The following is a 24014-nucleotide window of genomic DNA, read 5'->3' as shown; positions in this document are numbered from 1 at the left end:
CACGTGGGCACTATATGCAATCCTCCCAGGACATGACCGCCGGCAAGATTCCCGTCCTCCAGTAGATCACCTTATCATCCCGGGTCTCGAAAATGATCGCTCTCTTGGCATCCGGGCTCTTGGCGATCACCCAATGATTGGGTGCGGGTGGCGGCTCCGTGACACCCTGCTTCAGCCGCTCGGCCTTGTCTTCCTCGGTCTCCTCGCTCTCGTATGGCGCGAATGTCCGCTCCGTCGCTCCATAGGCACCCGCGATGTCGGCCTCCGTCGACCCCACTCCAACTCCGTTCGCGTCGACGATCTTCGGATCTGGTCGACGCCCATCGTCGAGAAAGAGGTAGATCACGGCAATCCTGCCATCGACGATCACGTAGGACAGCGCTTCGTCCTTGCCGTCGGCGCGACTGGCGACATAGCACTCCTTCGTGTACGGCGGCTCCATCGGACCAAGCTTTGCGTTCAACGCACGCTCGGCCTCGGCAACGGTCATGCCCAGGTCGACCGGCCCCACGCCACGCCAGGACATGACCTCGGCGTGGCTCGAGGTCGATATCGCCGCGATAGCCGCGAACAAGAAAACCAGAACTCGCATGGATCACCCCTATCGACGCCTCCATGCATATAGCAACATGTAGTGAATACGGCAGATTTATGCGACATCCGCACGAGTGGGTGAACGGGAGTCATCCAGAGTTGGGCAAGGACGCTAGATTGCTTCGCTACGCTCGCAATGACGGTGGTGTGAGCGCACGACACACTCCCAGGCGTCATTCCGGGGCAGACCGCTCGACAAAATAGCGGAGCCATTTGACGTGAGAGCTGAGCGCGGGTTCCAGAGCCACGACGGGCCGCTGCGACGACGAAAGCGAAAATCTCGCGCAATGATCCCGTCTGTGGTTATGGATTCCCGGCTCGCGCAGGCGCGCACGAGCGCCCCGGAATGACGAGAGGTATACAGATCGCATGATGGTGGGCACGGCGCTCGCGCGCCTTTGCCCACCCTACGGCACGTCGCCTGGAGTGCCTACTCCGCCGCCATCTGCCGTGGCGCCGGCGGCGGGCTGGCGAGGTCGGCGGCGAGTTGCGCATAACGCACTTTCGCGTCATTCACCGCCTTCTCCTTGACGGGGCCGTAGCCGCGGATCTTGTCGGGCAGCGACAGCAGCTCGACGGCGATCTCGGCATTGGCCGGCGACAACAAGTTCAGCACCGTCGCGACGTCCTTCTCATAGCCCGCGATCAGGTCGCGCTCCATCCGGCGCTCGGCCGCATAGCCGAAGATGTCGAGCGGCGTGCCGCGCAGGCCCTTGAGCTTCGCCAGCAGCCGGAACAGCTTCATCATGCCCGGGCCGAAGCTGCGCTTCTTCGGCCTCCCTTGCGGATCGAGGCCGGAATTGAGGATGGGCGGCGCGAGGTTGAAGCTGATCTTGTAGTCGCCCTCGAACGCGTCATGGAGCTGCTTCTCGAACGTGCCGTCGGAGAACAACCGCGCCACCTCGTACTCGTCCTTGTAGGCGAGCAGCTTGGCATAATTGATCGCCACTGCGCGCGGCAGCGCCTCGCCGTACCCGCCCTTGTCGGCGGCCTCTCGCACCTGATCGACCAGCTTGCGGTAGCGCTTGGCGAGCCGCGCATTCTGATAGCCGGTGAGCAAGGCCATGCGATGGGCGATGATCTCGTCGAGCGTCATCGCCTCGAGCGACTTCGGCGGCACCGTCTCGTCCTTGCCGGTCATCATGTCGGCGAGCCGCTCCGGGTTGACCACCGCGAGGCGGCCGAGCCGGAACGCCTCGGTGTTCATCTTGATCGCGACGCCGTTGATCGCGATCGCCTTCTCGATCGCCTCCGCCGACAGCGGCAGAAGGCCCTTCTGATAGGCATACCCCATCATCATCATGTTGGTGGCGATGCTGTCGCCGAGCAGCGCCTCGGCCGGCTTGGTGAAATCGAGGAAGCTCGAGTCCTTGTGCAGCGCCGTTTCCAGCAGGCTCGTCACCTTGCGGTTCTGGAAGTTGAAGTCGCGGTTGAGCACGAAATCGGCGGTCGGGATCAGATGGCTGTTGATGACGCCATGGGTGCGCGCGCTGTCGCACAGCGTGATCGTCTCCTTGGCGCCCGCCACCACCTCGTCGGCGGCGATGACGAGATCGGCGGTGCCCGTGACGATGCGCGAGCAGGTCACGTCGGCGGTGTTCTCCGACAGGCGCACGTGGCTGAGCACCGCGCCGCCCTTCTGCGCGAGGCCGGACATGTCGAGGATCATCGAGGCCTTGCCCTCGATATGGGCGGCCATGCCGAGCAGCGCGCCGATCGTCAGCACGCCGGTGCCGCCGACGCCGCCGACCGCGACGTTGTAGGGCCGCTCCAGCGACGGCTTGGTCAGGGGCTCCGGCATCACGCCGATGTCGCCGAGTTCGGCTGGGGCGCGGCTGCGCGGCTTGCCGCCGTCGATCGTGACGAAGGACGGGCAGAAGCCCTTCACGCAGGAATAGTCCTTGTTGCAGGAGGACTGGTTGATGACGCGCTTGCGCCCGAGCTCAGTCTCCAGCGGCTCGACCGAGATGCAGTTCGACTGCACCGAGCAGTCGCCGCAGCCTTCGCAGACGGCCGGATTGATGAACACGCGGCGCTGCGGGTCCTCCATCGTGCCACGTTTGCGGCGGCGGCGCTTCTCGGCGGCGCAGGTCTGCACGAACACGATCGCCGAGGCGCCCTTGGTCTCGCGCAGCGTCTTCATGACGTTCTCGAGCTCGTCGCGATGCGCCAGCTTGACGCCGGGCGCGATGCTGTCGGCCGGATAGGCGTCGGGATTTTCCGAGACCAGATAGATCTCGCGGATGCCCTCGGCATGGAGCTGGAAGGTGATCTGCTGCGGCGACAAATCGCCGTCATGGCGCTGGCCGCCGGTCATCGCGACCGCGTCGTTGTAGAGGATCTTGTAGGTGATGTTGGCCTTGGAGGCGATCGACTGGCGGATCGCGAGGCTGCCGGAGTGGAAATAGGTACCGTCGCCGAGATTGGCGAAGATGTGCTTCTCGTCGGTGAACGGTGCGATGCCGACCCATGGCACGCCCTCGCCGCCCATATGGGTGAAGGTCTCGGTGTTGCGGTTCATCCACAACGACATGAAGTGGCAGCCGATGCCGGCGAGCGCGCGGCTGCCCTCGGGCACCTTGGTCGAGGTGTTGTGCGGGCAGCCCGAGCAGAAATACGGCGTGCGCGCCACCGGCGAGATCAGCTGCATCTGCGAGGCGTCGCGGCCGTTGAACCAGTCGGCCTTGGCGCGCAGCATCGCCTTGATCTCGGGGTTGAGGTCGAGGCGGAGAAGACGCTCGGTGAGCGATGTCGCGAGCGAGGCGACGGAGAGCTCGGTGGCAAACGGCAGGAAGCGCTTGTCGTGGTCGTCCATCTTGCCGACGATGCGCGGGCGGACGTCGTCGCGCCAGTTGAACAGCTCCTGCTTGACCTGGTTCTCGACGATCTCGCGACGCTCCTCGATGATGAAGATCTCCTCGAGGCCGACCGCGAACTGCCGCACGCCTTCCGGCTCCAGTGGCCAGGGCATGCCGATCTTGTAGAGGCGAAGCCCGATCCTGGCGGCGACCTCCTCGGTGATCCCGAGCTCGCGTAGCGCCTGGCGGATGTCCTCGTAGCTCTTGCCCGACGCCATGATGCCGTAGCGGGCGTTCGGTGAGTCCATCGTGATGCGGTTGACCTTGTTGGCGCGGGCAAAGGCGATCGCGGCAAAGCCCTTGTAGTCCTGCAGCCGCCGGTCCTGCTCGAAGCGGTCATCCGGCCAGCGCAGATTGAGGCCGCCCGGCGGCATCTCGAAATCGGCGGGGATGACGAACGGCGTCATCTCGTCGTTGAGGTTGATCTCGGCGGTGGTCTCCACCGTCTCGGTGATCACCTTCATGCCGACCCAGCAGCCGGAATAGCGCGACATCGCAATGCCGAGCAGGCCCATCTCGATCATCTCGTGGATCGAGGACGGGTAGAGATAGGGCATCAGCGCCGAGATGAAGGCATGGTCGGACTGATGCGGCACGGTCGAGGATTTGGCGCCGTGGTCGTCGCCGGCGAGACAGAGCACGCCGCCGTTCTTGGCGGAGCCGGCCGCATTGCCGTGGCGAAACACGTCGCCGCAGCGGTCGACGCCGGGGCCCTTGCCGTACCAGATGCCGACGACGCCGTCATACCTGCCGCCGGGCGACAGTGCGAGCTGCTGCGAACCCCAGATCGCGGTCGCCGCGAGGTCCTCGTTCACGCCGGGCTGGAACTTGATGTTGTACTGCTCGAGATGCTTGCGGGCGGAGAACAGCTGCTGGTCGTAGCCGCCGAGCGGCGAGCCGCGATAGCCGGAGATGAAACCGGCGGTGTTGAGGCCGGCGGCGCGGTCGCGCCGGATCTGGGCCATCGGCAGCCGCACCAGCGCCTGGATGCCGGTCAGGAAGATGTGGCCGGAGCTTGCGGTGTATTTCTGGTCGAGATTGATCTCGCTCTCGTTGAGTCCCATTCCGCCCTCTTGCCGTGCCTTGTCGGGGTGCGCGGCTGCCGCCGGCCGGCGGAAGCGCGCGTTCTGCCAATCATTTATGTCTGCTTTTGAAGAATGCGCATCACAAATCTCGTTTGCGCAGGGCAGCCAACCGAAATCGCAATTTCGTGGCGGGAGCCGGCCGCGGCTTTTGCGGTTTGTGTCGAAAACCCCCGCCGCCGCGAAATGGGATGATGCGTGCCATGGCTTTGGCGGCTCGGCGGACGGTTACTGAAGCGTTGTGGCCGGCGCGATTCCGGCACCAGACGAATTGTGCGATGCGACAAGACCGCCGCCGTTCATCCCCGATCGTCGCCCGCAAATACGAAGCGCGGCATGTTCCATTTGTAGCGGATCGCGAGCAGCCGGAACGACAGTCCGAGCGCGAAGGTCAGCGCCGTCCACCATCCGCTGGCGATGCCGAGCGACAAGCCGGTCGCATAGACCAGGCCCGTGACGAGGGACACGCTGGCGTAGAGCTCGGCGCGAAACAGCAATGGCACGTCATTGCACAGGATGTCGCGCAGCACGCCGCCGGCGCAGCCCGTGATCATCCCAGCGACGATGACGATGCCGATCGGCACGTTCATCTGCCAGGCGATGTCGCAGCCCGTCATCGTGAACACGACGAGGCCGACCGCATCGAGAACGAGGAACGCCATGGTCAGCCTGTGAACCAGGCGCGCCATCGCGATCGTCACGAACGGCGCCAGCACGGTCAGCAGCAGCAAAGACGGGCGCTCGACCCAGGCGAGCGGATAATGGCCGAGCAATACGTCGCGCAAGGTGCCGCCGCCGAGCGCGGTGATCGCCCCCAACAAGCAGACGCCCATCCAGTCCATGCTGCGGCGTCCCGCCGCCAGCGCAGCCGTCATCGCCTGCGCCGCCAGCGCCACCCAGGTCAACAGATGCAACACGCTGTCACCGGGCGGCAGGTTCCACATGAGGTGAGCTCCAGAAGTTCCAATAGAACGAGAATCGCAATGCTCGCGAGGAACCTTAGCGCGCCGTGCAACGATACAAATTGGGATTCGCGCAGGTTTCGCGGAACGGCCCGGAGCCGCCCTGGTTGTCAGGTGACAATCACCAGGAGGATGAGATGGCCAACGAACGGCTTCCCAACGAACGTTATCCCGACGGCATGAACCGTCCCGACATGTCCACACGTCCCGACATCACTGGGGCTGGAATGACGGGAACAGATTATGAGCGCACGCCGCCAGTGGACAACCGGCTGCAGCCCGATCTCGAGCCGACGAACGCCCCCAGCTCGACGGGCCGCATCGCGGCCTATGCCCTGGGCATCGCGATCCTGCTCGGCGCGGTGTTCTACGGCCTGAACAACATGTCGATGCGCAACGACCAGACGAGCACCACACCGGCTTCGCAATCGGCCTCGACCACCAAAGATAACACCTCGACCGGCGTGACGACCGGCGCCGCGGGAGATCGCACCACACCGCCGCCGGCGGCCCCGAGCGACAAGCCCAACGCCGTCAAGTAGTCTCGCGGACGGCAATCAGCGGTCTCACTCCTGGGCGGCGGGTGAGCAATCATCCGCCGCCGCTTTTTTGGCGAGTCCTCCAACAAATTACGCGAAGTGTGCGAGGGCCGCCGTGGAACCATAGCAGCGCGAACCGATTGGCTCATTGACACTCTCACCCAGGAGATACGTAATGAAAGCTCTCTCCATAGCTATCGCAGCCGCGGCAAGCACGCTGGCCGTGACCGCCGCTTCGGCGGCACCGATCTCTCCCGCAGCCTCGGCGGTCCCGCAACGCGACATCCAGAACGTCCGGATGGTCTGTAACGAGGAAGGCCGCTGTTGGCGCGAGCGCAGTGAACGCCGCGTCATCATTCAAGGCGAAGATCGCGATTCCTACGCGTACGCTCCGCGCGAGCGCTACATCGAGCGGCGCGGCTATGAAGACCGCGGCGGCATCGGCTTCCGCGCTCCGGGCGTGAGCGTCGGCATCGGGACGGATCGCTACTAAGCGATTTCCGCGAACTCAGACTGAAAAGCCGCGGCAGAGTCCGCGGCTTTTCTACAGGCGGATGAGATCGGGATCTGCGGGAGGCCGGGCGCGCAGCCCGATCTCAACCGAAGATCCTGTTCAGCTCGCCGCCGGGATAGCCGTTGGCCAGTTCGGTGAAGGTGCCCTGCTCAGCCATCTCCTTGGCCGCCCGGATGAAGCCGGCCCAGGCCATCCGGGCCAGCGAACCGCCGACGCTGATGCGGCGCACGCCGAGCTCGGTGGCTTGCCCCAACGACAGGCCAGAAGCGCCGATCAGAAGGTTGACCGGCTTGGGCGCCACGGCTTTCACGACCGCAGTGATCTCCTCGATCGTCTTGATCCCGGGCGCGTAGAGACAATCCGCGCCCGCTTCGGCATAGGCTGCGAGGCGGTCGGTCACGAGCTTGAGGTCGGGCTTGCCCCAGAGAAACGCCTCGCAGCGGCCGGTCAACAGCACGTCGGCGCCGGTCGCATCGATGGCCTGCCGGGCCGCGCGGATACGCGCGATAGCGAGCGCGCGCTCATAGAGCGGATCATCCCTGTCGCCCGTGGAATCCTCGATCGACAGACCGGCCACGCCGGTCGCGACCGCGCGCGTGACGTTGGCCGCCACACCCTCCGGCGCATCGGCGAAGCCGCCCTCGAAATCGGCATTCACGGGAATGTCGATGGCGGCGCTGAGCGATTTCAAATGGGCGAGCACCTCATCCAGTTCGACCTTGGTGTCCGCCTTGCCAATCGACCACGCGAAGCCGGCGCTGGTGGAGGCGATCGCGTTGAAGCCGAGATGCTGCAGCATCTTCGCCGTGCCGACGTCGAACGGGTTCGGCAGCACGAAGCAGCCGGCCTCGTGCAACTTGCGAAAGGCTGCGCGCTTGTCCGCCGTGTTGGTCGCCGTCATGTCATCCTCCCATGCATCGTCGCGTTGTGTGGCAGCATAGAGCCGCGATCATTGCGCCGCCACGACATTGCGCAAGAATGTTCGCTCTTCGCCCAGAATGAGCTTGTGCTCCTCGGCCTGCGCGAAGTTCGCCCGGCCCTCGGCATCGCCGCGCAAGGTCGCGCGATAGCGCTCGTAAGCCGCGAGACTGTCGAATGAAATCAGGCCGTAGGCGATGTCGTTGGTGCCTTCGTGAGGCATGAAATAGCCGATCAGGTCGCCGCCACAGCGAGGAATGATCGACAGCCAGCGCTTGGCGTAGGCCTCGAACACGTCGCGCTTGAACGGATCGATGCGATAGCGGATGAAGACGGTGATGGTCATGACAACCTCCGGTGAGTTCTGTATCATCGACACTATCCGCTTGCCCGACGAGAATGCTTCGTCTAGCATCGAAGTATGAAATCAGGTCCGGACATTGCGATGGTGGCGGCGCTGGTCGGCGATCCCGCCCGCGCCAACATGCTGACTGCGCTGCTCTCGGGCCGTGCGCTGACCGCGACCGAGCTCGCCCAGGAGGCCGGCGTGACGCCGCAGACGGCGAGCTCGCATCTTGCCAAGCTCGAAGGCGGCGGCCTGATCGAGCCGGAGAAGCAGGGTCGTCACCGCTACTACCGGCTCGCCGATCCCGACGTCGCCGACGTGCTGGAGAAGCTGGCCGGCCTCGCCGCGCGCGCCGGCCACATGCGGGTGCGCACCGGACCAAAGGAGCCGGAGCTGCGGCGCGCGCGCATCTGCTACGACCACCTCGCCGGCGATCTCGGCGTGCAGATGCTCGACAGCATGACGAGGCAGAAGCTGGTGCGCCGGCGCAAGCAGGAGATCGTGCTGACCGAGGACGGCGAACACTTCCTGGCGCAGCATCTGCGGATCTCGCCGGAAATGCTGGCGCATCCCCGCCGGCCCGTCTGCAAGGCCTGTCTCGATTGGAGCGCGCGGCGGCATCATCTCGCGGGCACGCTTGGCGCAGCGTTGATGAAGCGCTTCACCGAGCTGAAATGGGCGGCGCGCGATGCCACCCCAGGCAGCCGCGTGGTGAATTTCAGCCGCGCCGGCGAAAAGCATTTCGCGGCGCTGTTCGGTCCGGCCGAAGACTGACGATCACGCGCTCTTTATCGCAGCGCCTTCCTGCCTTGCGGCCAAAACCAACACGGGGCACGGAACGACCATCTCATTCCCGTCTTTCCTGGAATCTCCATGTCCCGTTTCGCCGGGCGCGACAATCGCCGCGAAAGCGAGCACCGCATCGCAGAGGACGACGCCGCGCGAGCCCTACGGCATCAATCTCGAAGGCTTCCCTACCCCGTACCCGGTCAGCCTGCTGCCTCTGTTCAATGACGGCGAGCAGAACGCGCCGGAGGCCCCACTCGCGACGGAAGCAGCGCTTGTCGTGAGGCAGCTGTGCCGACATCACCAGTGGTGACGACGGTGCCAACGGCGGCGCCAGTGCCGATGATGGTGATGCCAGCCCCAATGACGGCGCCGCCAACCCCAATGCCGCCGGCGCCAGCCCCAATGATGGCCGTGACCATGGTGTCCGTGATGATGACCGTGATGCCCCCAGCGAACCTGCTCCGGCGCGAGCCGATCGGCCTCATCCTGCGAACCGACCGCGCGCTCGACGTGCTGATCCCTTGCTGAAGGCGCCGCTTCGTTCAGCGGCAACGGCGAGAGCGGCGCAGCGACCGCATCGGTGGTGCGGAGCACGGCGCCGGCCGCCGCCGCGCAGCCGAACCCGAATGCCAGCTTGAGGAAATTCCGTCGTTCCATCGCACGCCTCCATGATCCACGAGCCAGAGCATGTAGTGAGTATACGGCCGATCACCTGAACGTGAGCTGAACTGGCGCATGCCCGCGACACCACCATGGCTCTGCCACCTTCGCCGATCCTGGTACGCGCCGCCGGCCGATCACTCCTCGACCGCCTGCGCCAGCACGAAGCTCTCACGCGTCCGCGTCACGTACGACGAAGATGGCTGACGGCATCGAGTTTCCTCCGGTCCGTGTTGGTGTCGTCACGGAGCAGGATCAAAAACGCGACCTCGCCGTCGTCTCGATCATCGCCGCGCGATGACGGGAGACTATCAAAATCAACGAGGCCCGGAGTGCCTAGGAGTCCGGGCCTCGTCACCTCGCGACCTCGCGCGAGCGAAGCCGGTCGGTATTCAACGAAATCTAGCGCCCGTTCACACGGATCGCATTGAGCTGGCTCAAAACGTCAGTAGCAGCGCGTGATCGTGACGGAGTGATCGCCGCCGCGGCGGCCCGGTACCGTCACGGTCTGCATCGGACAGCTCGACACATAGGGGCGATCGGACGGCACGACATTCGGCGGATAGCGGTGAACCCAGTCCCACGGGACGTCATACGTATAAGTGTAGCGCACGTCCGCCGATGTGTGCTCGGGGATCTGCTGCGGCACGGGCTCGCCAGGGCCGCCATAGGCGAAAGCGCCGGCGGCCGGCAGATAGGAACGATAGCCGCGGTGGTGCTGACGGACAAAGGGCCGCGCGCCAAGCGCCGGCGGGACGACCTGGCTCGGCCCCGCCTGACCGGCGGCGACGGGCGCAGCCACCGCGGCGCCGGACTGGGCCGACGCGGCCTCGGAGGAGAACATCAGCGCGGCGGCTGCCGCGCAGACGACCAGAACTCTGGAATTCCGATATGCCGATGTTCCGACAGCCATGATACGCGACCCTACTCTTCTGACCCACCAGCGATCGATAAATGCTAGGCCAGCGGCCCAGTTCCCGCAAACCCATCGTTAAAGGTTAGTTAAGACACAGGCTTAACGCCAGGGGCGGAAACGGCGCAGATTGCCGCGCCGCTCCGGCGGCAGCGCGCTGCGGTCGCCGGACTTCGTCAAATACGAAGGCGACACGCCGGTGCGCTGCCCTCCCACTTCTTCACTCCCCCTCAGAGCGGCAGATTGTCGTGCTTCTTCGCCGGCATTTCCATCTTCTTGTCGCGGAGCATGGCGAGTGCACGCGCGATGCGGCGGCGGGTGGAGTGCGGCATGATGACGTCGTCGATGTAGCCGCGCTCGGCGGCGATGAACGGCGACAGGAAGCGGTCCTCGTATTCCTTGGTGCGCGCGGCGATCTTCTCCGGATCCGCCATGTCGGCGCGGAAGATGATCTCGACCGCGCCCTTGGCGCCCATGACCGCGATCTGCGCCGTCGGCCAGGCGTAGTTCATATCGGCGCCGATCTCCTTGGAGGCCATGACGTCGAAGGCGCCGCCATAGGCCTTGCGGGTGATGATCGTGACCAGCGGCACCGTGCACTGCGAATACGCGAACAACAGCTTGGCGCCGTGCTTGATCAGCCCGCCATATTCCTGCGCGGTGCCCGGCAGGAAGCCCGGCACGTCGACGAAGGTGACGATCGGGATGTTGAAGGCGTCGCAGAAGCGGACGAAGCGCGCGGCCTTGCGCGAGGCATCGCTGTCGAGCACGCCCGCCAGCACCATCGGCTGGTTGGCAACGAAGCCGACGGTGCGGCCGGCGATGCGGCCGAAGCCGGTGACGATGTTCTTGGCGAAGCCTTCCGCGATCTCGAAGAAGTCTCCCTCGTCGACGACCTTCAGGATCAGCTCCTTCATGTCGTAGGGCTTGTTCGGATTGTCCGGGATCAGCGTGTCGAGCGACATGTCGACGCGCTCGATGTCGTCGAAGCTCGGCCATTCCGGCACGCCGTCGCTGTTGTTCGACGGCAGGAAGTCGATCAGCCGGCGCATCTGCAACAGGGTCTCGACGTCGTTATCGAACGCGCCGTCGGCGATTGAGGAGCGCGTCGCGTGCACCGAGGCGCCGCCGAGCTCTTCCGCGGTCACGACCTCGTTGGTGACGGTCTTCACGACATCTGGGCCGGTCACGAACATGTAGCTCGTGTTCTTCACCATGAAGATGAAGTCGGTCATGGCCGGCGAATAGACGTCGCCGCCGGCGCACGGGCCCATGATGACGGAGATCTGCGGGATCACGCCGGAGGCCAGCACGTTGCGGCGGAACACATAGGAATAGCCCGCGAGCGCCGCGACGCCCTCCTGGATGCGGGCGCCGCCGGCGTCATAGAGGCCGATGATGGGCGCACGCGCCTTCATCGCCATGTCCTGCAGCTTGGTGATCTTCAGCGCGTGGGTCTCGGACAGCGAGCCGCCGAACACGGTGAAGTCCTTGGCGAACACGAAGGTCTTGCGGCCGTTGACAGTGCCCCAGCCGGTGACGACGCCGTCGCCCGGGACCTTGGTCTTCTCCATCCCGAACTCGGTCGAGCGGTGCTCGACGAACATGTCGAACTCCTCGAAGCTGCCCTTGTCGAGCAGCAGCTCGATCCGCTCGCGGGCCGTCAGCTTGCCGCGGGCATGCTGCGCCTCGATGCGCTTCTCGCCGCCGCCGAGCCGCGCGCCGGCGCGCCGCGTCTCCAAGGTGTCCAGGATGTCCTTCATGCGCGTCCCGCCCGTTCCCGATCTCGTGAGTGTTGGCGGCCTTCTAACACGGCTATTTCGGAGGCGAAAAGCGGCTTTCGGACGGGCCGCCCCTCCTCCCACAGTTCGGAATTGGAAGCAGAATCATGGATATGGCCGCTCGACCAAGCCTTGCCGATCCGGCTGACGACGCAGCCCGGGGCGCCGTGCGGGGCGGCGTCCGCCTGCTGTTGCGGCTCGAAGGGCTGGTGCTGGCGGCCGCGGCGATCGCCTTCTACGCCCATCGAGGGGACTCGTGGTGGCTGTTTGCGGCCCTCTTCCTGGGGCCCGACCTCAGCTTTGCCGGCTATCTCGGCGGCCCCCGGATCGGAGCGGCCGTGTACAACGCCGCGCATGCCACGCTGCTGCCGGCCGCCCTGCTCGCGGTCGGACTGGCGCTTGGCGTGCCGCTGGCGACCCAGCTCGCCACCATCTGGCTCGCCCATATCGGCGTCGACCGGCTGGTCGGCTACGGCCTGAAATACACCGACGGCTTCGGCTTCACCCATCTTGGCCGGATCGGGCCTGCCGCGCCGCGAGGCTGAACGCCGGATGCAGGGACCTGCCGCGACAGGTAGGATGCCGGCATGATCCGATTCCGAGACATGGCCGGCCTGGACCGGCGCAGCCTGCTGCGCGGCGCACTGCAGGCCGGACTGGTGACGCTCGGCACGCCGCTGGCGCGCACGGCGCTCGCCCAGGCTCCGCCGCTGAAATCCAACCCGTTCACGCTCGGCGTCGCCTCCGGCGATCCCAGCCCCGACGGCTTCGTGATCTGGACCCGGCTCGCGCCCGAGCCGCTGCAACCGCGCGGCGGCATGATCGCGCTGCCGCGCGAGGTGAGCTGGGAGGTCGCGACCGATCCGGCGATGACGACCATCGTGCAATCCGGCATTGCGATCGCCCGCATCGAGCTGGCGCACTCCGTCCATGTCGAGATCGAGGGCCTCGCTCCGGCCCGCGACTATTTCTATCGCTTCCGCCTGCCGGAGGCGGAGAGCCCGATCGGGCGTGCGAGGACCTTTCCCGCCGCCGGCGCCGACGTCGCGCAGATGCGGTTCGCTTCCGCCGGCTGCCAGGAATGGGACCGCGGCTTCTACACGGCGTGGCGTGCGATCGCGCAGGACCATCTCGACTTCGTCTTCCACTATGGCGACTACATCTACGAGAATGCGTACGCCGCCGAGTCCAAGGGCGTGGCGCTGCCGCGCACCATGCCGAAGCAATTCGCCACCTGCTACACGCTGCCGGAGTACCGGCAGCGCTATGCGCTCTACAAGACCGATCCCGACCTGCAGGCCGCGCACGCCGCCTGCCCGTTCCTGCCGAGCTTCGACGATCACGAGGTGATGGACAATTGGGCCGGCGATCGCGACAAGCGCGACACGCCGCCGGAGGCGTTCCTGTTCCGGCGTGCCGCCGCCTTCCAGGCCTGGTACGAGCACATGCCGGTGCGCCGCGCGCAGTTGCCGCGCGGACCCGACATCCTCGCTTTTCGCCGCCTCGCCTTTGGCAGGCTCGCCGACATCGCCGTGCTCGACACCAGGCAATACCGCTCGAAGCAGCCCTGCGGCGACGGCATCAAGGCCTGCCCCGAGGCCGACGAGCCGAGCCGCACCATGATGGGCGCGCAGCAGGAGCGGTGGTTCGCCGAGGGTCTGCGCGGCAGCCGCGCAACCTGGCAGGTGCTGGCACAGCAGGTGATGTTCGCCCCGCTCGACTGGCGCTCGTTTCCGTGGCTGCCGTCGTCGGACGTGCCGCTGCGCAGCCTCGACAAATGGGACGGCGCCAGCGCCGCGCGCGACCGCGTCATGCAGATGCTGCGCGAGGCCGGCATCACCAACACCGTCGTGCTGACCGGCGACCTGCACAAGGGCGTCGCGCTCGAGCTGAAGCAGGATTGGCGCGATCCGGCCTCGCAATGCGTCGGCGTCGAATTCCTGGCGACGTCGATCTCGTCGGACGGCGACGGCTTTGCGCGCTACGACAACGAGCCGACATTGTTCGCCAACAATCCGCATCTGAAGTTCTTCAGCAACCAGCGCGGCTACATCAGGCATGTCGTGACGCCGGCCCGCTGGCAGGCCGACTACCGCGTCGTCGACCGCATCAGCGTAGCTGACGGCACCGTGTCGACCGCGAAATCCTTCGTCACCCTGGCCGGCAGGCCGGGACTGGCCGACGCCTGAGGCGACGCGCGCGCGGCAAGGCCGCCGCCACGTCGTGTGGCGATCTGCTCGCTGACAACAGCCGGTCGTCCTGCCGCGTAGGGTCGAGGTCATGACTGGGACGCACCGTGCTTGGCGTGATCGCACCCGGAGAGATTTCGCTTGAAGTCGCCGCTTCGAGGCATGACGTCGCGATCCCCGCGGCGGAGTGCGCCCGGGCTTTGCTTGAGTTCGTCCCCTTCCGTGGAAGAAGAGGCGCAAGGAAGGCCGGGAGCCTGCCGCCCCCATGGCCCCCGTGCAGAGAAAATGCACGGGGCAGGAACCACAGGTTCGGCTGGGACTTCCCGGCCCTCCCTGCGCGATGGTTTGAACGGGTAGAGTCGAGGAAGGGCGCGGTGGCTTGGGCCATTCGGCAACGCCCCGTTTCCCTTCCCCGCTCATCGAACCGGACGTGCGCGTTTCGCGCATCCGGCTCCCGGGCAAGCTCTCATGCCTTCGCCCACGGCAGGTTACGCGTCGACTTCGGCAGCCGTACCAGCCCCAACGTCTCGTAGAGGTACCGGTCGGGGAAGCGATTGTACCCCTGGCCTTGAACCCGATGCTTTTCGCATAACCACTTGCGCAGCCGATGGATGGCATGGGCGTCGACCGCCCTGTAGGCCGGTGAGACCGGCCCGAGGCGGAAGTAGTTCGCCCATCCGGTGAGTTTGGCGTTGAGCCGCTTCACCACCTTCTCGGCTGATAACGTCGTCCTGTGCCGGCCTGTCTCGTCCCCGACCGCATCGCAGATTCGCTTGATGCTCTTCTTCGATGGCTTCGAGTTGAGGTGGGCCTTCCCGGTCTTGTGGGAGTAGCACCGTCCGAACGTGTAGCCCAGGAAGTCGAACCGCTCTTCCGGCAGGTGGCAGATTCGTGTCTTGTCCTCGTTGACCGCCAGTTGCAGTTTCTTGATGACCTCTCGCATCGTCTGCATGGCGATGTCGGCCGTACCCTTGCAGCAGATCACCAAGTCGTCGGCATAGTTGACCATGACGGCCTTCAGCCGCCGCCGCGCGCCCGATTGTCTCCACCACAACACCAGCCGTCGCATGTACAGGTTCGCCAGCAGCGGGGAGATCGGAGAGCCCTGCGGGATGCCGCGGTGCTCGTCCCGATTCCACGTGGTCCGACGCTTGCGCCCGCGATCGTCCGTCTCCTCGACCGGCGCCTCGATCCACATCTTGATCAGATGCAGCATGTGCCGGTCGGAGATCCGGCGCGCCACTGATTTCATCAGCGGTCCGTGCGGTATCTCGTCGAAGTAGCCACGCAGGTCCGCGTCGACGACGGCCGTGTACCCCAGATTGAGCAGGCGGTTCACGGTCTCCACCGCGTCCAGCGCAGTCTTGCCGGCGCGGTACGCATATTGCTCGGGCTCCAGATCGGCTTCGAAGATGGGCTCGAGCACCAGCATCGCCGCCGTCTGAACCACCCGGTCGCGTATCGTCGCGATCCCCAGAGGTCGCATTTTCTTGCTGTTCGGCTTCGGAATGTAGACCCGTCTGACCGCTTGCGGCCGATACGTCTTGTTCCTGAGCTCTTCCGCCAGTTCTCCGAGCCACGGATTCCAGCCATTGTCGACATCCGGGCTCTTGTGATCCGCGGACGACGCACCTTGGCCTCCATACGCCTCGATGGCCTCGAACGTCTGACCGTCCACACCAGCCGCGCCGCCATTGGCTTTGCATCTGGCATAGGCGAAGCTCAGAACGTCCGCCCGAGACACCTTGTCGTACAGAAGATAGAACCTGAACCCGGGTTCTGCCTTCGCTTTCGCATGTAACGCAGTCTGCAGCTTCCGGACACTTGGTGGAGTTTCGAGGTGACCCAATCTCCCCTCCCGCGCCACTTCCTACATCGGCTTGAACGAGGGCTCCTTTCCTCCACCGGCATTACCCGGCTTCCCCGGTACTACGAGCCCATCCGACTCCCCGCCGCGCCCGGTCCGACCTTCACAGGTCTCCGGTTGGTCTCTCGCTCGACCGCGCAATGGGGTCTCCCGTGTTGCTTCGGTTCTCGCTGTGGACGTGCCGTCGTCACTACCCCGGTGGAGCCGCTGGGTGCGCGTGTCGCTCTCTTCCCCAGCGATGTCAGCTTTCCCTGTAATAAGGCCAGGTCAGCCTCCACATCGAACTTTTCGAGGCCTGCTCGACGTTCACTCGTGTTACAGCCCGCCCACTCGCCAAGTCACCTCGTGACCCTCTCCACCGGAGGCTTCAGCCGGGTCGTTACCTCGCCGACTGCTCCGATTGCTACCGGCTGGAACGACATTTGCCGGAAGGGACTTTCACCCTCTCAAGAACCGCGCCTTTCCACGGCGCACGTTATACGTGATCTCCCCGGGGACCGGCTTGATTGCCCCCGTCGCCAGCGGATCATCCCCACCGACTTGGCCTCAGCACCGGGAGGCCAGGACCACACGATTTCGCCGTCGCATCGCTCCGTTCGTCGGCCCGATCGTGAGACCAGGCTGCAGACCGACACGCCCACCGCATCCCCGGCCCGACGTTCGTGACGATCGCGAAACGTCCCTCTTGGCGGGCCGGGATGCGCGGAAATGTGGAGGTGATTTGCCCGACGGTGCAAGTGATCAGTCCGCGACAAACTGGCACGACGGGCAGTTCGGGCATGGATGATATGCGAGGATTGCCCGTCGGGCAGAGGCCTCCTTTCTGTCCATCGCTTTCTGGACAACTATGACGACGCCTCTCCACGCCATAATCGAATTCGCCAGCAAAGCTGAGCCTGCTGGCCAGCTCGGGCACCTTAAGCTATGGTTGCGTGTGAGGCAGGCGGCTCCTCACATCCTGCCGAAGGGCATCTATGGCTGGCGCCTGGACCGATGAGCAGAACGACGCCATTGTCGCCGATTATTTCGCGATGCTCGCGGATGATGTCGCGGGGAGACCGTACAACAAAGCCGAATGTAACCGTGCCGTGCAGGCATCGACCGGCCGAACACACGGTTCGATCGAGTACAAGAATCGAAATATCAGTGCCGTACTCAAGGGGCTCGGCGAAGAATGGATCGCTGGCTACAGGCCCGCCTTCAATTTTCAGTCCTCACTCGAAGTTGCCGTAGCTCGCTGGCTGGACCGCAACCCGGAATGGCTCGCACGAACGACGCGGGCGGCAGCGATCTCATTAGGATCAGGCTATGGGGAGCCTCCGCCACTGTGGATCGGACCGCCTCCAACACACAGCAACGCGCCTCCCCCTGAAGAGCTCGAACAGATGGTGGTGATTGCCAGAAAATACGATGTGGGGGCACGGGACGCGCGCAATCGCGCGCTCGGCCGCGCCGGTGAAGAACGCGTTCTGGCCCATGAGCGCTCAACTCTGCTGGCCGCAGGCCGGACCGATCTCGCGCGCCAAATTCGATGGGTTTCCGACGTCGATGGCGACGGCGCGGGCTATGACATCAGGAGCTTCGAACCCGACGGTCGAGAACGGCTCATCGAGGTTAAGACGACGAACGGCTGGGAACGCACGCCATTTCACATCACTCGAAATGAGCTCGCGATTGCCGAAGCGTATCGCGACGACTGGCTCCTGGTGCGACTATGGAATTTCGCCCGAGATCCGCGAGCCTTCGAGTTGCGACCTCCCCTCGAAGCGCATGTCTCGTTGATGGCGACGAGCTATCAGGCTAGCTTTCTGTAGCGATCAAATCCCGCAGCGCACCACACGCTGCGTTGTCCACCAGTCTCGCTCTTCGCAGGTCATGACGCCGTTTGACAGCTCCGTGATCCCTCGTTCTACTTGGTTGCCAAGCCGCAACAAGCGGCGAGCCAGGAGGACGGTCATGGAGCGACATAATAGTGCCGCGCCGTCGGCGCTTGATGCGCCCGCTCGTTTCAGACTTACCGACGCATTGCCTCGAGCCGCTCGACGGTCGCTGCGGCTGACGGCAGCGACCGTCGTCACGATCCTGCTGACCGCGGCCGGTCTCAGCCTCTGCAGCCGCGCCCATGCCCAAGGCATCCCCAAGGACACGCCTGCCCGGATCGAGATGTATCCGATCCCCTCGCTCACATTGTCCGACCGGCAGTTCCTGTCCGGCGACGACAATGGCAAGCCGGTCACGGTCGTGGGCGAGCTGCGCGTCGCGCAAGGCAGCGGCCGGCTGCCGGTCGTGGTGCTGATGCATGGATCGGGCGGCGTCGGCGGCAACATCGCGGCGTGGAGCCGCACCTTCAATGCGATGGGGATCTCGACCTTCGCGATCGACGGCTTCACCGGACGCGGCATCACCGCCACCAGCACCAACCAGGCGCAGCTCGGCCGGCTCAATTTGATCATGGACATCTATCGCTCGCTCGACGTGCTGGCGAAGCATCCGCGCGTCGATCCCGAGCGCATCGTGCTGATGGGATTTTCGCGCGGCGGTCAGGCGGCGCTGTATGCGAGCCTGGAGCGTTTCCACAAGCGCTGGAACAATTCCGGGCTGCAATTTGCCGCCTACATCCCGTTCTATCCGGACTGCTCGACGACCTATGTCGGTGAGACCGATGTGGTGGCGCGGCCGATCCGGATCTTTCACGGCGGACCGGACGACTACAATCCGGTGCGGACCTGCAAGGCCTATGTCGAGCGGCTGAAGGCAGCGGGCCGCGACGTTGCGCTGACCGAATATCCGGACTCGCCACACGGCTTCGACCTCGGCCTGCTCGGCGCCAACATGCTCGTCGTCGCGCCGAAGGCGCAGACCGTGCGCAACTGCCGCATCAAGGAGAGCGACAGCGGGATGCTGATCAATGCCGAGACGCAGCAGCCCTTCACCTATCAGGACGCCTGCGTCGAGCTCGATCCGCATGTCGGCGGCAATCCCGCCACCGCCGAGGCCGCGCGCCAGGCGGTAACGGACTTCCTGCGCACGCTGTTCAAACTGTCGTGAGCAAAAATAGAACGATTTGGATCAATTCTTGAGGTGACAGATCGAACGCATCGGGTGTTCCTGCGTTGTCGCTCACTTTTCGACGATGAAACGGAGCCCGATGATGCGCGCCTCTCGCCTTGCGATCCCCACTTTGCTGACTGCCCTTGCTCTGGCTGGCGCCGCCCATGCCGCGCCGGCCTCTCCGTTCCGCGGGCTGGAAGGCTCCTGGAGCGGCGGCGGCGTACTCAGCATGTCCGACGGCAACCAGGAGCGGCTGCGCTGCCGCGCGGCCTATGACGTCGGCGGCGCCGGCGAGCAACTGCGGCTCAACATCCGCTGCGCCAGCGACAGCTACAACATCGATCTCTCCAGCGACGTCGCCTATCGCGGCGGCGAGATCTCGGGGCAATGGAGCGAGGCAAGCCACAATGCCTCCGGCACCATCGAGGGCCGCGCCGCCGGCAACCGCATCGAGGCGCAGGCGCGCGGCCAGACGTTTTCGGCCGGGCTGTCGCTGACGACGCAGGGACGCCGGCAGACGGTGTCGATCCGGCCGGCGGGCACGGAGATCACCGGCGTCAATTTGGAGCTGTCGCGGCGGTGACGAGAATGTAGGGTGGGCAAAGGCGCGCAGGAGCGACGCTTGCGTCGCTCCGAGCACCGTGCCCACCGCGCCGGGCAAGACGGTGGGCACGGCGCGCGACGGCGTCATCTGCGACTAAGAATGTGCCTCGCGCCTTTGCCCACCCTACTGTCAATCACCTACAGCGCGCCGATGTCCTTCAGGCAGGCTTGCGCCAGCGTCATGCGGTCCGCAACATGGCGCTCCTCGGGGCAATCCATGTTGAGCGCGAACACGGTGGGCTGGTCACCCTTGTCGACCCAGCCGACCATCCAGCCGAGCGCGCCCTGCTCCTTCCCCAGCAGCCCCGACTTGAAATGGATCACGGCCTCGCCGACCTTGGTGGTCGGGATGATGTCGCGGGTCAGATCCTGGCTGCGCTTCGACACCGGCAGCGCGCCGCGCCTGAGGCGGTCGATGAAGTCGACCTGCTCGACGGGATCGATGCGAAGCGCGCCTGTCAGCCAGAACTGGTCGATGCCGCCGCCGATATCGTGATTGCCGTAGTCGAGCTCCTCGAGATATTTCTGCATGCGCTCAGGACCGATCCGGCGCGCGATCTCCTGATAGACCGGGACGGCGGAGACCGCGATCGCGCTGCGCAAGGTGTGATCCTTGTTCCAGGCCTCGATCGATCTCGTGACGCCATCCCATTTGAACACGTCCTTGTCGGGATCCTCGACGACGCCGGTCTCCAGCGCGATCAGCGAATTGGCGACCTTGAAGGTCGAGGCCGGCAGCTTCGCCTCGCCGGAGCGATCGGTGTCGCTGGCGATGATGAGATAGTCCTCGACCTTGTAGGCCAGGAACGTGCCCTTGGTGCCCTCGTCGGTGAAGCGCTTGACGAGATCGCCACGGACCTCGTTGCGCGGCGGGGCGACATGCGCGAGCGAGCGCGCGGGCAACAGGCTGGCGCCGGCCATCAGGGCAAGCGCATGGCGGCGGCTCATCATGGACATCGCAAGTCTCCGTCGTCGTTCGCCCTCCCTACCACACGGCGGTGACGACCGACGCATGACGGAGATCACAAATGCGGCGCTAGCGCATCGGACGCGACAGATTGAGCACGAACACCAGCACCTCGGCGACGGCCTTGTAGAGCTCCTCCGGGATCTCGTCGCCGAGCTCAACATTGGAGAGCGCGCCGGCGAGCACCTCGTTCTCCTCGATCGGGATGTCGTGCGCCTTGGCGACCTCGATGATCTTGGCGCCGATCGTGCCCTTGCCCTTGGCGACGACGCGCGGCGCGCCCTGGCCCTTGTCATAGTGCAAGGCGACGGCGAGCTGGGTCTTGTTGGCGGCCTTCACCTCGATGCTCATAGCGCGCGATCCAGGAAATGGCCGGCCTTGGGCGGCATCACGGCCGGCGGCGCGCCGTCCTGCACCACGAGATCGCCCGGCGACAGCTCCGCGCGGCTGAGGGCCTGGCTGAGTTCGGAGAGACCGGCGCGCAACCGCGCGGCGGTGACCGGACGCTCGGCCCACATCCGCACGGAGGTGCGCTCGGCGCTGAAGCTGATCATGGCATGCACCGGGCCGGCCGGCTCGACGTCGAGCGAGAAGCGCGCCCGCCAGACGCGCTTGGCCGCGTCCGGCGACTGCGTGCCGCCGTCACGCGAGATCTCGAACTGTGCCATCGCGGTCCCTTGCGGGGTGGCGAAGGGAATCTCGAAATTCCACCGCGGCAGCGCCGGATCGGTGCGCGCGGTCGAGGCGTCCGGGCGATCCGGCAGCGAGGCGACCTGCAGCAGGGTCTGGCGCGACAGCGCCTGGTCGGCCTCGTCGAGCAGGCGATGCGCGATCGCCGGCAGCGGCGTATCCGGGCCGAGCGTCGCCGTCGCCACGGCCTGCGGCATCGGCGCAGCCCCGCGGAACGGCGGCGGTGGCGTGTTGGTGCGCACGACCATTTCGGCGCGGCCATTGGCGTTGCGTCCGGGAACGAGGCCGGCGGCGCGCGGAATCTGCTGCTGCGCTTCCTGCAGCACGGCCAGCACCGTGCCGGGCGTGAGCGACTGCGCCTTGGCGCCCGTCAGGGTCTCGATCAGCGCCGAGCCGGTGAAGCCGGCAGACACGGTGTCGGGCCGCCCCATTGCCGTTGCCCAGGGCTGGGGCGGCAGCTCGATCTCGACGTCGGGCACCAGCGAGGGTGCAGTGCTCTGTTGTTGCGCGGCGGCGGCGCGGCCGGCCTCGGACAGCACCGAGGCGTAGGAGCCTCCCGGCGACGCCGACGTCGAGGCCGCCATGCCGGGATCGACAGTCTGCAGCACCGTCGCCAGCGTCTGGCGCAGCACGATCAGCGCCGCCTTCAGGTCGGGCGTGCCGGCGCCGGCGGTGCCATTGGCGAGCGAGGATTCCAGAAACAGGCCGGAAAGCCGCACGGCGCTCTGCACATCCTCCGCGGTCAGCGCCGGCGATAGCTGGGTCTGCTGCGCCAGCACCTGGGCCACGGCCGCGCGCAACGCCGGCGGAAGATTGGGCGAGTCGGCGACGGCCTGGAGATCGGCGAACAATTGGCCCTGGCTGCCCTGGCGGGTCGCCGCCTCCTCGCTGGCGATCGACAATGCGAGCCGCTCCAGCCCGGTCAGCGGATCCGGCGTCGGGGGCAAGGTTGGCGCCAGCCGGCCGGTGACGTCGACGACGGTGGCCGCCGGCGTCGGGGTGCCACTGGTTCCAGTGGCAGCGCTGCCGCCCTGGCCGACGATGGCGAGCTGCAGCCCCTGCGCGGTCTGCGACACTGCGACCTGCACGGTCTGGCCGGCCTGCAGCGGCAGCTCGCTGGCGAGCTCCATCGACAGGTTTCCGATCGCGACCTGGACCAGGTTCTCGGCGAGCACCTGCTGCACCCTGGCGCTGAGCAGCGCACCGGCCTGTAGCGTGGTCGCGGCCTGCGGCGCGGTTCCGGCCGGCGAGCTGCCGACGCCGCGGACGGCGCTCACGGAAGGCGACGGGGTGACACTCTGGACCATGCGCGTACTCGGGTTACGCGCAGAGCCTAGCGGGTGCCCCTAAACCCGGCGTTAACCGGCCTCAGAGGGCGGCGTCGACCGCCCGGAGGATGCGGACGGCGGCCTCATAGTCGATCTGCTTGGCGGCGCGGCGGCTCATCGCCTCCTCGTCGGCCCCCCATTGCGCGACGTTCCAGTCCTCGTCGACATGGGCCGCCGCCCAGACCTGGCCGGGGTCGCGCACCCCATGCACCAGCGCCAGCGCCAGCAGCGCCGAGCCGGTCAGTGTGGTGACGACATGCGCCGCCGCCACCGTCCACGGGCCCGTCGGCAGCGCACCGCGCGCCGCCTGCACCGCGGCGCCCGGCTGGGTCACATGCATGATGCCTTCAGACAGGATGAAATGCGCGCCCAGACTGTCGCGCGCCCAGTCCAGCACCGGGTCCCAATGCTCGGCCTCGCGCGCGACCAGCCCCTCGGGGTGGCCGGCGCGGTAGAACAACAGGTCGGACTGGAGATATTTGGCGATGTCCTCGCGCACGTCGTCGGTGCGATCGACCACTGACTGCACGACGCTGTTGGCGAACCGCGTCAGCGGCATCGTGGCGGGATCGATGCTGTCGCCCTGGGCCTGCCACTCGGCGGCCACCGCCTCCGCCAGCTCCCCGGCGGGAACGATGACAACGCGCCCCGACGGCGTGCGGATCGGCCGACCGTCAAGGGTCACGTTGAAGCCGCCCTCGGCGGCGGCGGTCCCGGCCTCCTTGTAGAAGCGCTTGCGCAGCGGCGTCCGCATCGCCTGGCGCGCCGATTCCTGCGGATCGAGCGGCGACCGGCCGACGACGTCGTCAAACAGTTCACGCATCAGAATTCCAGCCCTCTCGCGGGATGATCACAAGGGATCCGTCGTTTTCGCGCTAGATAAGCCCTGTCCGCCCGAAATGCGAGCTGCCGATGCGTGCCCTGCTGTCCGCCCTCGTCCTGATCGGCAGTGCCGCCCCGGCCGCGGCCGGCTTCCGCACCCCGGAATCGCTGGTCCGCAATGTCTATGCCCATTACGGCCAAGGCGTGCCGGAACTCTCCGCCGGGCTGCCGCGGACGGCCGAGGTCGCCCGGCAGTTCTTCGATCCGAGCCTGGCGAAAGCCTGGACCGCCCCGCGGCGCGAGCCCTACGACTTCCTGGTGCAGAGCCCACGCTGGAAGCTCGGCCCGGTCGCGATCTCGATCCTGCGCAAGCAGTTCGACAAGACCTATGTCGCCGCCAGCTTCGACAATCAAGGCCGCCGCATCACCCTGAACTTCATCGTCGTCAAGGGACCGGACGGCTGGGTCATCCTGGACGTCGAGACGCCGCACGATTCACTGCGGCTGTTCCTGGAGCAATTCCGGAACTGAGCGGCTGCGT

Annotated in this window: 22 protein-coding genes and 1 pseudogene; 10 read left to right on the top strand and 13 right to left on the bottom strand. The window is 66.1% G+C overall.

The window, feature by feature from the left end:
• Positions 1–10: 10 nt before the first annotated feature.
• From QX070_RS14250 to QX070_RS14240, 3 genes are all read right to left on the bottom strand, one after another.
• On the bottom strand, positions 11–490 hold the full coding sequence (locus QX070_RS14250) for a hypothetical protein (protein WP_315737637.1): 480 nt from the start codon (positions 488–490) through the stop codon (positions 11–13).
• Positions 491–1024: 534 nt separating this feature from the next.
• The gene (locus tag QX070_RS14245) at positions 1025–4516 is read right to left on the bottom strand and encodes an indolepyruvate ferredoxin oxidoreductase family protein (RefSeq protein WP_315737636.1); all 3492 of its coding nucleotides are present in this window, start codon (positions 4514–4516) and stop codon (positions 1025–1027) included.
• A gap of 317 nt (positions 4517–4833) precedes the next feature.
• Complete coding sequence (locus QX070_RS14240; RefSeq protein WP_315737635.1) at positions 4834–5478, bottom strand: trimeric intracellular cation channel family protein; 645 nt, start codon at positions 5476–5478, stop codon at positions 4834–4836.
• Between the two features lie 155 nt (positions 5479–5633).
• Between QX070_RS14240 and QX070_RS14235 the strand changes: the two genes are divergently transcribed.
• Complete coding sequence (locus tag QX070_RS14235) at positions 5634–6038, top strand: hypothetical protein (protein WP_315737634.1); 405 nt, start codon at positions 5634–5636, stop codon at positions 6036–6038.
• 172 nt (positions 6039–6210) lie between these two features.
• The gene (locus tag QX070_RS14230) at positions 6211–6528 is read left to right on the top strand and encodes a hypothetical protein (protein ID WP_315714522.1); all 318 of its coding nucleotides are present in this window, start codon (positions 6211–6213) and stop codon (positions 6526–6528) included.
• Positions 6529–6631: 103 nt separating this feature from the next.
• Here the strand turns inward: QX070_RS14230 and QX070_RS14225 are convergent, their stop codons facing one another.
• On the bottom strand, positions 6632–7450 hold the full coding sequence (locus QX070_RS14225) for an isocitrate lyase/phosphoenolpyruvate mutase family protein (protein ID WP_315737633.1): 819 nt from the start codon (positions 7448–7450) through the stop codon (positions 6632–6634).
• 48 nt (positions 7451–7498) lie between these two features.
• Entirely contained in the window at positions 7499–7813 is a 315-nt protein-coding gene (locus tag QX070_RS14220) for an NIPSNAP family protein (RefSeq protein WP_315737632.1), read from the bottom strand.
• Between the two features lie 75 nt (positions 7814–7888).
• Here QX070_RS14220 and QX070_RS14215 point away from each other — a divergent pair, with 75 nt between their 5' ends.
• A complete protein-coding gene (locus tag QX070_RS14215; protein ID WP_315737631.1) occupies positions 7889–8587 on the top strand; it encodes a winged helix-turn-helix domain-containing protein in 699 nt (232 codons plus the stop codon).
• A 124-nt stretch (positions 8588–8711) separates the two neighbouring features.
• Positions 8712–8837 (top strand): annotated as a pseudogene (locus QX070_RS14210) (alpha/beta hydrolase); the annotation flags it as partial.
• Positions 8838–8899: 62 nt separating this feature from the next.
• On the opposite strand, the gene QX070_RS14205 reads toward QX070_RS14210, so the two are convergent.
• The 3 genes from QX070_RS14205 to QX070_RS14195 all read right to left on the bottom strand — a co-directional run bounded on the left by QX070_RS14205 (position 8900) and on the right by QX070_RS14195 (position 11938).
• Positions 8900–9259, bottom strand: a complete 360-nt coding sequence (locus QX070_RS14205) for a twin-arginine translocation signal domain-containing protein (protein WP_315737630.1) — start codon at positions 9257–9259, stop codon at positions 8900–8902.
• A 448-nt stretch (positions 9260–9707) separates the two neighbouring features.
• Positions 9708–10175, bottom strand: a complete 468-nt coding sequence (locus tag QX070_RS14200; protein ID WP_315737629.1) for a hypothetical protein — start codon at positions 10173–10175, stop codon at positions 9708–9710.
• A 230-nt stretch (positions 10176–10405) separates the two neighbouring features.
• Complete coding sequence (locus QX070_RS14195) at positions 10406–11938, bottom strand: acyl-CoA carboxylase subunit beta (protein ID WP_315737628.1); 1533 nt, start codon at positions 11936–11938, stop codon at positions 10406–10408.
• 125 nt (positions 11939–12063) lie between these two features.
• Here QX070_RS14195 and QX070_RS14190 point away from each other — a divergent pair, with 125 nt between their 5' ends.
• Both QX070_RS14190 and QX070_RS14185 read left to right on the top strand, forming a co-directional pair.
• Positions 12064–12501, top strand: a complete 438-nt coding sequence (locus QX070_RS14190; protein WP_409998844.1) for a DUF4260 domain-containing protein — start codon at positions 12064–12066, stop codon at positions 12499–12501.
• Between the two features lie 42 nt (positions 12502–12543).
• Positions 12544–14145, top strand: coding sequence for an alkaline phosphatase D family protein (locus QX070_RS14185; protein ID WP_315737627.1), 1602 nt, complete (start codon positions 12544–12546; stop codon positions 14143–14145).
• A gap of 466 nt (positions 14146–14611) precedes the next feature.
• On the opposite strand, the gene ltrA is transcribed toward QX070_RS14185, so the two are convergent.
• Positions 14612–15994 (bottom strand): group II intron reverse transcriptase/maturase, encoded by a 1383-nt coding sequence (gene ltrA, locus QX070_RS14180; protein WP_315737626.1) that lies wholly within the window; start codon positions 15992–15994, stop codon positions 14612–14614.
• A gap of 992 nt (positions 15995–16986) precedes the next feature.
• Between ltrA and QX070_RS14175 the strand changes: the two genes are divergently transcribed.
• From QX070_RS14175 to QX070_RS14165, 3 genes are all read left to right on the top strand, one after another.
• On the top strand, positions 16987–17826 hold the full coding sequence (locus tag QX070_RS14175) for a DUF3883 domain-containing protein (protein ID WP_315737625.1): 840 nt from the start codon (positions 16987–16989) through the stop codon (positions 17824–17826).
• A gap of 211 nt (positions 17827–18037) precedes the next feature.
• Positions 18038–19060 (top strand): dienelactone hydrolase family protein, encoded by a 1023-nt coding sequence (locus QX070_RS14170; protein ID WP_409999169.1) that lies wholly within the window; start codon positions 18038–18040, stop codon positions 19058–19060.
• A gap of 100 nt (positions 19061–19160) precedes the next feature.
• Complete coding sequence (locus QX070_RS14165; RefSeq protein ID WP_315737623.1) at positions 19161–19646, top strand: hypothetical protein; 486 nt, start codon at positions 19161–19163, stop codon at positions 19644–19646.
• Positions 19647–19804: 158 nt separating this feature from the next.
• On the opposite strand, the gene blaOXA is transcribed toward QX070_RS14165, so the two are convergent.
• The 4 genes from blaOXA to QX070_RS14145 form a co-directional block, all read right to left on the bottom strand.
• The gene (blaOXA, locus tag QX070_RS14160) at positions 19805–20623 is read right to left on the bottom strand and encodes an OXA-1091 family oxacillin-hydrolyzing class D beta-lactamase (protein WP_315737622.1); all 819 of its coding nucleotides are present in this window, start codon (positions 20621–20623) and stop codon (positions 19805–19807) included.
• Positions 20624–20702: 79 nt separating this feature from the next.
• A complete protein-coding gene (locus QX070_RS14155; RefSeq protein ID WP_315714536.1) occupies positions 20703–20984 on the bottom strand; it encodes an EscU/YscU/HrcU family type III secretion system export apparatus switch protein in 282 nt (93 codons plus the stop codon).
• Positions 20981–22630, bottom strand: coding sequence for a flagellar hook-length control protein FliK (locus QX070_RS14150; protein ID WP_315737621.1), 1650 nt, complete (start codon positions 22628–22630; stop codon positions 20981–20983). Before QX070_RS14150 ends, QX070_RS14155 begins: the two co-directional genes overlap by 4 nt.
• Positions 22631–22691: 61 nt before the next feature.
• On the bottom strand, positions 22692–23474 hold the full coding sequence (locus tag QX070_RS14145) for an ATP12 family chaperone protein (protein ID WP_315737620.1): 783 nt from the start codon (positions 23472–23474) through the stop codon (positions 22692–22694).
• An 89-nt stretch (positions 23475–23563) separates the two neighbouring features.
• On the opposite strand from QX070_RS14145, the gene QX070_RS14140 reads away from it, so the two are divergent.
• Positions 23564–24004 carry a hypothetical protein gene (locus QX070_RS14140; protein WP_315737619.1) on the top strand — a complete coding sequence of 147 codons (441 nt, stop codon included), beginning with the start codon at positions 23564–23566 and terminating at the stop codon, positions 24002–24004.
• Positions 24005–24014: the final 10 nt, after the last annotated feature.

Origin of the sequence: Bradyrhizobium sp. SZCCHNR1093 (assembly GCF_032381175.1) — a bacterium.
GTDB lineage: Bacteria > Pseudomonadota > Alphaproteobacteria > Rhizobiales > Xanthobacteraceae > Bradyrhizobium.
This window is presented reverse-complemented; position numbering and strand designations above follow the sequence as displayed.